Annotated in this window: 12 protein-coding genes and 2 riboswitches; of the genes, 3 read left to right on the top strand and 9 right to left on the bottom strand. The window is 41.9% G+C overall.

What is annotated here, in order from left to right; translation table 11 throughout:
• Positions 1-87 precede the first annotated feature (87 nt).
• A complete protein-coding gene (locus tag FHS45_RS02175) occupies positions 88-1,188 on the bottom strand; it encodes an NADH:flavin oxidoreductase (protein ID WP_062444914.1) in 1,101 nt (366 codons plus the stop codon).
• 30 nt (positions 1,189-1,218) lie between these two features.
• On the opposite strand from FHS45_RS02175, the gene FHS45_RS02170 reads away from it, so the two are divergent.
• From FHS45_RS02170 to FHS45_RS02160, 3 genes are all read left to right on the top strand, one after another.
• Entirely contained in the window at positions 1,219-1,386 is a 168-nt protein-coding gene (locus FHS45_RS02170; protein ID WP_148350216.1) for a CHRD domain-containing protein, read from the top strand.
• A 502-nt stretch (positions 1,387-1,888) separates the two neighbouring features.
• The gene (locus tag FHS45_RS20285; protein ID WP_229717800.1) at positions 1,889-2,089 is read left to right on the top strand and encodes an aspartyl-phosphate phosphatase Spo0E family protein; all 201 of its coding nucleotides are present in this window, start codon (positions 1,889-1,891) and stop codon (positions 2,087-2,089) included.
• A 401-nt stretch (positions 2,090-2,490) separates the two neighbouring features.
• Positions 2,491-3,021, top strand: coding sequence for a DUF2179 domain-containing protein (locus FHS45_RS02160; protein WP_062444913.1), 531 nt, complete (start codon positions 2,491-2,493; stop codon positions 3,019-3,021).
• Positions 3,022-3,060: 39 nt separating this feature from the next.
• On the opposite strand, the gene FHS45_RS02155 is transcribed toward FHS45_RS02160, so the two are convergent.
• From FHS45_RS02155 to FHS45_RS02120, 8 genes are all read right to left on the bottom strand, one after another.
• Positions 3,061-3,993: a D-2-hydroxyacid dehydrogenase gene (locus tag FHS45_RS02155; RefSeq protein ID WP_062444911.1), complete on the bottom strand. Its 933-nt coding sequence runs from the start codon at positions 3,991-3,993 to the stop codon at positions 3,061-3,063.
• Positions 3,994-4,315: 322 nt separating this feature from the next.
• Complete coding sequence (gene purT, locus FHS45_RS02150) at positions 4,316-5,509, bottom strand: formate-dependent phosphoribosylglycinamide formyltransferase (RefSeq protein ID WP_062444909.1); 1,194 nt, start codon at positions 5,507-5,509, stop codon at positions 4,316-4,318.
• 132 nt (positions 5,510-5,641) lie between these two features.
• Positions 5,642-6,445 carry an energy-coupling factor transporter transmembrane component T family protein gene (locus FHS45_RS02145; RefSeq protein ID WP_062444908.1) on the bottom strand — a complete coding sequence of 268 codons (804 nt, stop codon included), beginning with the start codon at positions 6,443-6,445 and terminating at the stop codon, positions 5,642-5,644.
• Between the two features lie 12 nt (positions 6,446-6,457).
• Positions 6,458-7,927, bottom strand: coding sequence for an ABC transporter ATP-binding protein (locus tag FHS45_RS02140; protein ID WP_062444905.1), 1,470 nt, complete (start codon positions 7,925-7,927; stop codon positions 6,458-6,460).
• 15 nt (positions 7,928-7,942) lie between these two features.
• Positions 7,943-8,521 (bottom strand): ECF transporter S component, encoded by a 579-nt coding sequence (locus FHS45_RS02135; protein WP_062444904.1) that lies wholly within the window; start codon positions 8,519-8,521, stop codon positions 7,943-7,945.
• A 59-nt stretch (positions 8,522-8,580) separates the two neighbouring features.
• Positions 8,581-9,267: a thiaminase II gene (tenA, locus tag FHS45_RS02130; protein WP_308789070.1), complete on the bottom strand. Its 687-nt coding sequence runs from the start codon at positions 9,265-9,267 to the stop codon at positions 8,581-8,583.
• Entirely contained in the window at positions 9,267-10,556 is a 1,290-nt protein-coding gene (locus tag FHS45_RS02125) for an acetylornithine deacetylase (protein ID WP_062444899.1), read from the bottom strand. Before FHS45_RS02125 ends, tenA begins: the two co-directional genes overlap by 1 nt.
• A gap of 138 nt (positions 10,557-10,694) precedes the next feature.
• Positions 10,695-10,799: riboswitch (TPP riboswitch) on the bottom strand.
• 135 nt (positions 10,800-10,934) lie between these two features.
• Positions 10,935-11,046, bottom strand: a riboswitch (TPP riboswitch).
• A gap of 192 nt (positions 11,047-11,238) precedes the next feature.
• Complete coding sequence (locus tag FHS45_RS02120) at positions 11,239-12,030, bottom strand: DUF2935 domain-containing protein (protein ID WP_062444897.1); 792 nt, start codon at positions 12,028-12,030, stop codon at positions 11,239-11,241.
• Positions 12,031-12,168 lie beyond the last annotated feature (138 nt).

The raw sequence follows: 12,168 nt of genomic DNA, 5'->3' as shown, positions 1-12,168 counted from the left end.
CTTCTTCTCCCTTTCTACTTTAAAGCTTTTGTAAAAAAGACAAAAAACAGACGCCCTGCTATAAGGACGCCTGTTCGAACTTTATGATTAATATAGTTTTTGCAGGGCTTCTTTATTAAAGGCTAACAGATCATCCGATCTACCGTCTTGGACTTTCTTCACCCATTCAGGGTCCATTAATAACGAACGGCCGATGGCTATAAGGTCGAACTCATCACGATCAAGTTTATCCATTAAACCGTCAAGATTTGTTGCTTCGGCACCAGAGAAGTCCGTAAAGACACCATCAAGACCGACAGAACCGACAGAAATGACCGGTTTGCCTGATAGCTTTTTCGTCCAGCCTGCAAGGTTTAAGTCGGAACCCTCAAATTCAGGCTCCCAGAACCTGCGTGTGGAGCAGTGGAAAATATCGACACCAGCTTCAACAAGCGGCTGTAAAAAGCGTTCCAACTCATCAGCCGTATGGACCAATTTCGCTTGGAAGTCATTCATTTTCCATTGGGAGAAACGAAAAATGATCGGGAAATCTTCCCCAACTTCACGACGGCACGCTTCTACTATCTCTACGGCAAACTGGGTGCGCTGAACGAAATCTCCGCCATATCGGTCCTTGCGTTTGTTGGTGTTTTCCCAGAAGAATTGGTCGATCAAGTAACCATGAGCACCATGGATTTCAATAGCATCAAAACCGAGTCGTTTCGCATCCGCTGCTGCTGTGGCATAAGAATCCACCAACGCCTCTACTTCTTCTGTAGATAATGGTTCGTTTACTTTCTCCCCATCTAAGCTTAGCCCTGATGGTCCCACCGGCTGTGCCTCTTCATTTGGAAGATCTCCCTTGCTGCGAGTCATTCCTACATGCCACAGCTGCGGGGCAATTTTACCGCCGGCCTCATGCACTTCTTTGACCACATTGGCCCAGCCGTTCAATGCCTTTTCTCCATGAAACACAGGAATACTCGCACCAGACACAGAAGCAGGGTGGTCAATCCCTGTTCCTTCTGTAATAATCAACCCGACCTCATTCTCAGCACGTCTGCGATAATACGCAGCCACTTCCTCATTAGGAACATTCCCAGGTGAGAATCCGCGTGTCATCGGTGCCATTACGGTACGGTTCGGAAGATTTAATTTATCACTAGTAAAAGGTTCAAATAAAGGTTTCGTTGTAGTTTGATTTGTCATAATCTGCCTCCTTTTTCAACGATGTAGGTAATTATTACAGATGAAAGAAGGAAACGAAAGAAATCTGTTTCTATCCAGCACATCAATATTTTGACTAGTACTGGAGAGTCAGCTCTTTTGGATGTTAACGCTCATACCGAGCAAAATCCTGATGGAGAAATCAGGGGACAAATTACCCCTCTTGATCGTAGATATTAGAATTCTGTATTCCCTATTAAGCAGGCACTTATCCTCATTTGATAAGTGCCTGCTTTTTTATTAATATCACTTCTATATGTTTATCGTCGAGAAAAAACTTTGTTGAGAACTTTGATAGCAAAGATACTTATTTTTTCCAAATCCAGCTACTATACCAGGATGAAATAACTAAAAGTTACGTTTTAATTACAAACAGGGTTCGCTGTTAAGTTTGTAGGGTATTACCATAATGGGGATAGCATTGCGGAATAGAGCAGGACTGAAACTAAAATGAAATATCTTCTTGTTATTAAAGTTCCCTTTTCATAAGATTATTCAGCACTTAACCTTATAGTGGTCTAAGAAAAGTATCTGTATGAATCCATGAATAACCAATGGTGGAATGAGGTTATTACTGAATATGAAGCATCAAGGGAAGCAAATCAATTTACTAGCCCGAAGATAATTATGGTTTAGTCTGCAGTTGTTTTAATCAGTGAACTTCTCCACTTATATCTTACAGATGCACTTTAAGTGGAGAGGGAGTTTAGAACTGTCGAGTATTAAGGATTTACAAGAAAAAATAGAAGCATTAAGAACGAAAATGTATAAAACGTATGAAAATAACCCTAATGACCCGCAATTACTTGCTATTTCCCAATTGCTGGATAAGCTTTTAAATGAGTTGGAACAGTCGTTGAGAAATGAGGAAAAACCTAGATAGTAACCATTCAAGGTTATTATTCTGTAATTCTTATTTCTCAAAATAACACGGAGATGTAAAAGGTTTCCATAAACCTGCTTTAGTCTTTCGTGTTGGTTATTTTTGTATGTTAGCCCAATACTCTTATCAAGAGTATTGGGTCTTTTCTTATTCGGATATTAAAACCGCTTTATCTCGAATTCAAGTCTTCCATTATGTTGAACAAAATTTTGACAGAAAACTCACCTTTTTCACAAGAAAAAGGGTGATCTGAAAGTTAAGAGTAATATTTACTTTTCAACTAAGAAACGTCTTACATCCGAACAAAGCCAATTCTATGAAGCAAGAGCCCTTACATTAATTTCTCTTTTTTGGAAAATTTAAAGATACAAAAAACTTATCTTTTCAGAAAGGATTCACCAATGTCTAATATCCTCTTAATTTTTTTATTACAAATTATATTAGTGCCAACATTATCGCTTCGAATCATTTTTGTCGTTAAGAATATGAGTATTTTAGCTTCTATTTTTGGGTTTCTAGAAGCGTTAATATATGTATTCGGTTTATCTATTGTCCTAAGTGGCGAGCAAAGTATTCCAGAGATGCTGGTTTATGCCCTCGGCTTTGCAGCAGGAATCTTCTTAGGAAATTACATTGAAAATAAATTGGCTTTGGGATATACAACTCTTACTGTTAACTTAATGAACAGGAATACTGAACTGGTTTCAACGCTCCGGAACAATGGGTACGGAGTTACAGTATTTGAAGGCATGGGAAAAGATAGTGTCCGTTATCAGCTTCAGATTTTGACGAAAAGAAGCTTGGAAGAGAATGTAATGAGCATAATCGAAAAATTTGATCCAAGTGCCTTTATCATTTCTTATGAACCACGTAAGTTTAAAGGAGGATACCTGTTAAAAGCGATGAAAAAAACGAAGAAAAGAAAATCATAAAAAACAGGAAATTATTATAGAGAATTTTACACTTATATATTAATACCCTTTCAAAAAATCCACCCTATTAGGTAAAACTTCATTATTTTCGATTCTCTTCAATGTTTCCAAAAAGCATACGATCGCTTCATTCAACTCGGTCACAGCCGATATATGAGGAGTGATGATGATATCGTCTCTTTCCCATAGCTGGGAACTCTCTGGCAGCGGTTCTGTTTCAAGCACATCTAACACTGCGCAACGAACCTTTCCGGAATTTAACGCTTCCAGGAGCGCTTGCTCGTCTACCGTATGACCTCTGCCGACATTGATAAAGGCAGCGCCGTTCAACTTGCTGAAAAACGTACGATCAAATAACTTACTCGTTTCATTTGTCAAAGGCAATGTGCTAATAATCCAATCTGCCTGGGCAGTCAGCGTGCTTGAAGAGCTGGTTTTCGTCACTTTTTGGAAGTACTCCTTTTGTTTGCCGCTGTGCGACACGCCGAAAACGGTGGCTCCAAGGCTTGAAAATACCTTGGCAATCTCCTGGCCAATCTCCCCTGTACCAAATATAACAATCGTTTGATCCTTCACCATTTGTGGTGTTTTTGGGGCCCACTTCTTTTCCCTTTGTCTTATTCCAAAGTAGTGATGAAACTGAAGATCCCTTAATACATAGCTTAAACAATACTCGCTTATTTTTTGTCCAAATGTGCTAACAGTTCGGGTTAGAAGGATATCACGTTCCTTCCACCCATCAATTTCCAAATAGTTATTTACACCCGCCTTAAAAGAATGTACCCATTTAATTCCGGCAAAATGGAAACCCGGGCATGGCTTGAAACCCACATAGGCATCTGCCCAAGCCAAATCCTCTTCAGTAATTTCATCCATATGCTTAAAACGAAAGCTCTGAGATGTTTTAGCAGGTAACTGTTCCTGGAATTCCTTTTCATAGTTTCCTGCAACCAGTATAGTATGTATGTTCATTAGATTTCCCCCACACTTTTTATTAGAAAATGCCTTGATACCTCATTCCATACTAAAACATTACTCAATATATTTTCAAATACTGCATTACTCGCAAACCATCATTATTCTTCCCTTTTATGGAATAAAACTACTCGAAAAAATAAATTAAAAACGGAGCCTGATCCCCAGCATGCTAAAGCATTACCTCATAGGGTTCAGGCTCCGTCATTTTCCGCGTTTACAGTTGCGGGGTGCATCAGATTCTCATTAAAAAGCGCTTATAAACTTACAGTAAATCTATTACATTCTAACAACATTAAACACTACCTATTATCCATTCTCAATACGTTTTTGAATGGATGCTCACTACATCAAGCTTGGAAGCTGCCTCCTCCGCTTGTTTGCACGCAGCCGTTACACTTTCTCCTTTATTCAGTATCACAGCCATGCGACGGCCGACTTTTGTAGAAGGCTTTCCAAATAAACGCACTTGCGTGTCAGGTACAGCTAACGCTTCTTCAATTCCGGAAATTTGGTAGTCGTTGCTTTCCTCTGTTGCTTTGATTGCATGACTGGCTCCCGGGGAAACAAGGGCAATCTCCTCTATTGGAAATCCTAATATCGCCCGTACATGAAGCGCAAATTCCGATAGCTCCTGGCTAATTAAGGTAACCATCCCGGTATCATGCGGTCGTGGGGAGACTTCACTGAAATACACGCCATCTTCAGTAATAAACAGCTCTACACCAAAGACACCGAAGCCGCCAATTTCATCGGTAACTTTTTTTGCCAGGTCTTCGGCTTCCTTAATATGTTCCTCGCTCATCGCATGGGGCTGCCAGGATTGGATATAATCCCCATCCTGCTGTAGATGGCCGATTGGCGGACAGAAAAACGTTCCATTAACAGAGCGAACCGTTAATAGCGTGATTTCCGAATCAAAATGAATGAATTCCTCTACGATTACACGGGTACTTTTACCCCGTCCACTATTCAGGGCTTCCTGCCAGGATTTCTCGATATCTGATTCTGTCCGGCACAGGCTCTGCCCCTTTCCTGAAGAACTCATTATCGGTTTGATTACACACGGGGTACCAATGATATCAACCGCTTCTTTTAATTCCTCTAAGGAGTTGGCAAATTCGTATTTCGCTGTCGGAAGTCCCAGTTTTTCACTTGCCAGCCTCCGAATACCTTCGCGATCCATTGTCAATTGGGTGGCGTAGGCAGTTGGAATGACGTTGTAACCCTCCTGCTCCAACTCTAGCAGTGTTGCAGTTGCAATCGCTTCTATCTCCGGAACAATAAAATCAGGCTGTTCCTGTTCGATCACACTACGCAGCGCATCGCCGTCAAGCATATCCAACACATGGAAACGGTGAGCTACCTGCATCGCAGGCGCACCTTTATATCGATCGACTGCAATGGTCTCTATTCCTAATCGCTGGGCCTCGATCACTACTTCTTTCCCCAACTCTCCTGACCCTAATAGCATTATTTTTTTCGCATGATTTTGGTTCGGTGCTCCATACATGTTGCAATTCCCCCTGAATATTTTGGTTTACAGCTATTCTATCGTTCCTCACGGAGAAATATCAAGTTTTTTCAGATTAAAAAACGAACATTTAAACTATAAAAGTAAAAATTGTTCATATATCCATCCCATCTAACTGCCAAATCGAACATCAGTGATGGAAAAATAGGGAAAGTGCGTAGCGGTCACATAGGATAATGGAATGATTACAAGTAGGTAGCACAGAAAGATGACATCAAATTTAGAAAAACCTAATCGATAGAAATATGTTCGATTTCCATGATTAGAAAAACGCTTGGCTTCCATGGCAACCGCAATCCTATAGGCCCTTCTGATACTTTGGGAAAGAAGAGGAATCGAATAAGATTTAATTTTTCTATAAAACCCGTTCACTCCTCTTTCTCCTTGAACACCACGTACTTGCAATGCATAATGCAACGTTTGCATCTCTTCGATCATCAACGGAATCAACCGGATGGCAGCCATAAAGCTATAGGCATATTTCGGTTTCAGTTTGAATTGTTGCATTAAGGAATAAAACAGATAAACAGGACGAGTTGTCAGTGCAAACACAATTCCTAAGATGGCAAAGCTAATCCCCCGAAAACCTAAATGTAAACCCCGGAAGAAACTCTCTTCAGTAATATGGACCAACCCCCACTTGGCCCACGTGATCTCCCCTTTTCCGAAGAATATCATCGAAGTGGAAGATGTAAGAAAAATTAATAGAAAAGGAATGGAAATCACCAATAGACGTTTCCATGGATGACCCGTAAAGAACAAGTAAAGAGCGAGCATTCCTATCATATAGTTGATAAGAATATTAGTATTATGAATCATCAATAAATGAATAAATAAGAGAACCATAATCAGTAGCTTCAAGCTCGGATTAATTTTATGGAGCCATGTTTCCTTGTAAGAAAAGTCCATTGCCATCGCTTCCCTCCCCTATGAAATGACTGCTGGCTGTAACGTTTCTATATCGTTCGGAGCAGGAGATTCCATTACGAGTTCCCCGTCTTCCATCCTCCACACTTTCGTTGCAAAGTTTTTCACTATATTCAGGTCATGGGTAACCATAATAATGGTCGTCCCTTGAGCCCTTAACTGTTCCAGTTGCTCTAAAATGGCAAATGTATTTTTTGCATCCTGGCCGAAGGTAGGTTCATCCAACAGGATAATCGGCTGTTCTTTTACAATCGAAGCAGCGACACTCAATCTCCGCTTTTGACCCATGGATAACTGGTAAGGGTGTGTGTGTCGATAATCTTCCAAATAATACAACTTCAACATCTCGTCGACGCGCCGGGCAATTTTCTCCTGCTCCCATTTCGCCAAATGAAGGCTGAATGCAATTTCCTCATATACAGAATTTGTTACGAATTGAAATTCCGGGTTTTGGAAGACAAAGCTGACATACTCAGCCAAATGTTTAATCCGCTTGTAATCTTGTTCAAAAATCTTGTAAGTGCCCGTGGTCTTTAACAGATTCATCATGGCGAGCAGCAGGGTACTTTTTCCTGCCCCGTTTTCGCCAAGTATCGTTACCCATTCCCCGGGATGAGCACGCGCCTCCTCGACTTGGAGGGCTTTAACTTTTCCTCTAAAAGCCGAAAAATCGGATAGATGAACAGCCGGTTTTGCATCCTCGGTATTGACTGATTGTGGGATATGCCTGCTTTTGTCCTGCATGTAATCCTCCCAAACACCCGGGTACCAAATCCCCTGTTCGATAAGTACATGTTTATACTGATCAAACACCTGCTGTTTAGGCCCGTCAGCAATGATTGTTCCATTTTCATCGAGAAGAATGACACGATCGACAAAATCGACCACCTGTTCAATTTTATGTTCGACAATCACTACGGTCTTGTCATTTCCCACGTTCTTGATCGTGTCCCAAACAAGCTTTGTACCCTCTGGATCCAGCATGGCTGTCGGTTCATCTAAACATAATAGCTCAGGTTCCAGAGCAAGCACCGAGGCAATGGCCAGGCGCTGTTTCATCCCGCCGGATAACGTCTGGATTTTTGTATGATTATCATCGAATCTGAGTCCCACCTGGTGGAGATAATGATCAATATATTGTTCCATTTCTTCTCGGGGAATCTGAAGGTTTTCTAATACAAACGCGATTTCCTCATCTACATATGGCATACAAAATTGGGCATCCGGATCCTGGAATAAAAATCCCCAGGATTCTGGAATGGTTAGCGCATCTGCTTTCATTGGCACTGCCACCGCACTGGGTATCAGTCCCGTTAATACTTGTAAAAGTGTCGATTTACCAGAGCCGGATGGTCCCAGTATCAATACCTTCTCTCCCTTTTCAAAGGAAAGGGAAAAGTCTTCGAATAACAAGGATTCCACTCCGGGAAACTTCAACCGCATGTTTGTCATACTGGCGATCGTTGTCATCTTATTCCTCCCCTGCTAGCCTAAAGCCTGATAATCTTCTTTCGTAGCTGGACGTACAAGGTTGGTAACACCTGTCTTTTCTAATGCCTGGACAAGCAGATGAGCGAAAATACCGGAAATAAGAATCGCTCCCGCTATTCTGGTTCCAAACAGGATAAGTAAGTTCCAAAGTGCCAGGTCTCCGATGTATCCGTAATAAAAGTCAATACCAATGGAAGCAACCGCAGCTGCGACACCTGCTAACGATGCAATCAACATATCATAGCGCTTATAACGGAACGCCGCGAAGATCAATTCAGCAGCAAGTCCCTGGCCAATCCCGAATATAAGGGTAGCTACACCCCATTCCCCGCCGAAAATAAACTCACCCTGGGCAGCAGCAATCTCTGCTAATAAAGCTACTCCAGGTTTTCGTATGATCAAATAAGCCACTACCGCCGCTATGAACCACATGCCATAAATCAGCTGCTCCAGATGAAGCCCCAGCGTGGCAACCACTCCATATAGCGGGCCCCACAATTTATATATCACCCCAAATATCAGTGCGATGATGATGGTTACTAAAATATCTGTCAACTTCAACCCTTTTTCCATGTTGCCTCCATCTCCTTTGCTAGGTTAATTTTTAAATAGGTTCTTTTCTGTCAATCTTTTCAGCTGTTCAATAGATCCGAATTCTCCAGCCACATTTTCTTGTGGTAAGACATGTCCCAGAATAAATATTCCAGTTTACTCGTATGAAGGAAGATTTCTTCTAAATGAGCTTTTTCTCGTTCCGGCTTACCATCCGCAAGTTCATTCATCAGTTTTTTCATAGCTTCCGCAAGCTCCGTAAATTCGTCCGAAGCGTACATCTTTATCCAATCCCCATAGAATTCATGGTCACTGGCCCCTTCTTTTTCATTCAATGCCAGCCCGATAACATTGTAGCTCCACGTACAGGCAAGCACGCATGCTGCTACCTCAGCCTCTGCCCCTTGATGGGCCTTGTTCAGCATGTAGCTCGTATAAGCTAGAAGTGTAGAAGATGGTTTGGTATTTTCTAATTCTTCCCGCCTGATTCCAAGTCTTTCTGCATAGTTTCGATGCAGCTCCATTTCTTCGTTCAGTGTCGAATGGAGTAAATCAGCAAACATGGTCATGGTATCTAAGTGAGTTGCCTTCACGCTTCCTAACGCAAATACCCGGCAATAGTCGATTAAATATAAGTAATCCTGCTCCATAAAAAACTTGAATTTTTCAAGATCCAAACTTCCATCTCCGATGCCCTTTACAAATGGGTGTTCGAGGTAGGCATCCCAAATCGGTTTAGCATGATTATAAAGACGATCGGTAAACATCATATATCATCCTTTCGCTCAGATTGTTGAAACCAGTCAAATAAGAAAGCAACCATGGTTTTGGTGAACCGTTGAAGCTGGTTTCGATCAAGCGACTCATTAACGGCATGTGCCTGATCGAGTGTGCCTGGGCCATACAGGACAGTAGGGATGCCGGCCTCCGCTAACCATCCCCCATCTGTAACAGTAGGGGACATGGAATAATCAACCGGAGTTTGGAAAATACGTTGATGTGCATTTGCCAGCATCTCAACCCCTGCATGACTGGTGTCCACTGAGAATGCAGGGAAAATTTCTCCTTGCTCTTCTATCATCGACGTGCCGCCCCATGAAAATTGAGGTGGGTGATCTCTTAACCAGGGATCTGCTTTCGCTGCATGATTTATGTGCGCTTCTACCTCACTGATCACATCTTCATAGTGTTCTTCCGGATAGTAATGTACAGTGATCCATAACGAGCATCGGTCAGCAATGAAAGCAGCATGACGGCCGCCCTCAATCACAGCCGGGTTGATTGTATTGGACCCCGGAGGAAATCCAGGGCTCGATTTCGTAACTGCCCAATGCCTCTCCAATTCTTGTAACGCAGTAATTATTTTCATCATTTTTTCTATCGCACTCGCCCCTTTGATACCACCGCCAGCATGGATCATCGACCGCCTTTGGGCATCATGTAGTGTTTCACTGCTTTCGATTGTTATCCAGCCAGTGATCACACCACCCTGCCCCTGGATTTGGCAGTCACTTGTATCGACTACTAGCGCTAAATCAGCATGGTATCCCCTTTCACAGCAAGACTTAGTCCCTGCTTCTCCAACCTCCTCCCCAACAACCGATTGGACATAGAGGTTTCCTTTAGGTTCTACACCAGCTTCATGGAGCACCTTTAATGCAAAAAGAACCCCGGCCATGCCTCCTTTCATATCTGCTACCCCGCGCCCGAATACTTTGTCCTTCGTTACCGTACATTCGAATGGATCATAGTCCCATTGCTCATTTTCCTCAATGGCAGCTACATCGAGATGACCATTGATGATCAGGCTCTTCGCCTGGCCTTCGTCTTGTCCCCGTTTAGTCCCAACCACCACGGGGTCTCCGGGATACAAATCCCACGAGTCGATCGTAAAGTCCAATTCTTTCAGTCTATTAGCCAAGTACTCCTGAGCCTCCTCCGCATTCCGGGCAGGCGGGCTCAACGTTGGATAGGCTACTAAATCGGACAATAGTGCCAGCAGTTCATCTTCTCTTTCCTCCACTTCATTCCATAAACGGACTAACTGGTCATCCATGAACCATCCGCTCCTTTCCTTTAGACAAACTTGGCTTTTCGCAAAGTCCTTATGTCGAAAGCCTTTAAAAGTAAAATAAAATAGCCCGCCCCTTCATGCGAAGGAGCGAGCTATTATTTTTGAATAGATTAAAGAAAGATTTCACCCGCTTCACTTCCCTCCGCTAGTATGATCTAGATCAGGTTATAAGGGTCAAAGCTTCAAGCTTCTCTCAGCCAATTCATGGCTCCCCTAGTGAAGTATTCTTATTCAATTGTTATCTGTTGAATGGAAGTTAGAATCTGCCACTCAAAGAGTCAGTCTTATAGTAGCACTCTCTTAACATAAAAAATGCCACTTTCCAGAAAAGAAAAGTGACATGACCTATCATAGATGAAATATTTCATGAATACACTTTCCTCCGCTGGATTTTTAGCCAGTTCAGGTTCAAAGAGTTCCAAAGTTATACTTTGATCTCAGCCTTAAAAGAAAGGCTCCCCTAGTGAATGCACCTATTAAATTTTGGAATGATTTAATTTATACCATACATTATTTTTATTTATTCGTCTATACCGTTATCTGACTTTTTCAATTAATTATTGGACAGCAATTGGCTATTTTCCTCTCAGCCCGTACTAATTAACCTTGTTTCTGGACAACTTTTTCAAGTAAAAAAAATCACCTGATCAGGCGACAAAAGTAGTTATCTTCCGCCTGATAGGTGAGAATCGAATAAGTCTATAATTTCCAAGAATCTCTCTGCTTCTCTAAATGTGTGATCGGCCAGAAGCGGGTGTATATTACTCTTAATACGACAAGCCTCTATTAACTCTCTAGCTGTCTTCTTAAAATCCCTTAAAGACACAACCGATACCCTGTTTTGATCCAGAAACTGATCCATCAGCGGTACAGTTTCCGATTGGGGGCGCATCGAATCTAAATCAATGGCTTGAAAAACCAATTGGTCAAAATCATGGCTGAAGTCTCTTGCCTGGTCCACCAGTTTTCTTTCAGATGGATCTAAAAGGTGTCCGATAAACTTGGCATGGTCGGCCATTATCCTGAGAAAGAATAAGTTTTCCTGAATGATGGTATCAGGTTCGGGTGCCAGCTTTCCCTCATTAAGATCCCTTAGACGATTGGCAAAATAAGCAGCTTCTCTGCTGATATGGTCCACTAATAATGGGTAGTTATTTGATCTTATTTCACAGCGCAACGTTAAACCTAAGACTTTTCTCTTGTAACCCCAAATAGCAACAGCCGCTTGATAAACTTCATTGTTGAATGATTTAACTCGCTGTAGATCCGAGTTTACATTAAATCTTGCTAACTTCTCCTCTATCCGCTCAAAAAGGGTAATAAACTGTTTGGCTTCCGCTATCAATTGCGTCTGTTCATAAGTAAACCCCAAACTTAGAAATAAAGCATGTTCCTTCATGATTCTGGACCAAAATCGAATTTCATCCAAGGACCTCTCGACAATCGGATTACTCATGATCCCCCTCCTTTTAAAACATCTCCCCCCATACTTATGTAATAATATTTGCAGCTATTCCTTTAACTTTTCAATCAAACTGCCGTCCTCAATGTTGTTATATATTTTGGAAGTCATTCATAGAATACCTTGTCTATA

Origin of the sequence: Thalassobacillus devorans, from assembly GCF_011761345.1 — a bacterium.
In the GTDB taxonomy this organism is placed as follows: domain Bacteria; phylum Bacillota; class Bacilli; order Bacillales; family Halobacillaceae; genus Thalassobacillus; species Thalassobacillus devorans.
Note: the sequence above shows the minus strand (reverse complement) of the source record. Positions and strands in the feature narration are given on the sequence as shown.

Bases quoted from the DNA above. Each gene is read 5' to 3' on its own strand.
- FHS45_RS02140 (WP_062444905.1), bottom strand. From the start codon at position 7,927: ATGACAACGATCGCCAGTATGACAAACATGCGGTTGAAGTTTCCCGGA.
- FHS45_RS02120 (WP_062444897.1), bottom strand. From the start codon at position 12,030: ATGAGTAATCCGATTGTCGAGAGGTCCTTGGATGAAATTCGATTTTGG.
- FHS45_RS02175 (WP_062444914.1), bottom strand. From the start codon at position 1,188: ATGACAAATCAAACTACAACGAAACCTTTATTTGAACCTTTTACTAGT.
- FHS45_RS02145 (WP_062444908.1), bottom strand. From the start codon at position 6,445: ATGGCAATGGACTTTTCTTACAAGGAAACATGGCTCCATAAAATTAAT.
- purT (WP_062444909.1), bottom strand. From the start codon at position 5,509: ATGTATGGAGCACCGAACCAAAATCATGCGAAAAAAATAATGCTATTA.
- FHS45_RS02160 (WP_062444913.1), top strand. From the start codon at position 2,491: ATGTCTAATATCCTCTTAATTTTTTTATTACAAATTATATTAGTGCCA.
- FHS45_RS02155 (WP_062444911.1), bottom strand. From the start codon at position 3,993: ATGAACATACATACTATACTGGTTGCAGGAAACTATGAAAAGGAATTC.
- FHS45_RS02125 (WP_062444899.1), bottom strand. From the start codon at position 10,556: ATGGATGACCAGTTAGTCCGTTTATGGAATGAAGTGGAGGAAAGAGAA.
- tenA (WP_308789070.1), bottom strand. From the start codon at position 9,267: ATGTTTACCGATCGTCTTTATAATCATGCTAAACCGATTTGGGATGCC.
- FHS45_RS02135 (WP_062444904.1), bottom strand. From the start codon at position 8,521: ATGGAAAAAGGGTTGAAGTTGACAGATATTTTAGTAACCATCATCATC.
- FHS45_RS20285 (WP_229717800.1), top strand. From the start codon at position 1,889: ATGCACTTTAAGTGGAGAGGGAGTTTAGAACTGTCGAGTATTAAGGAT.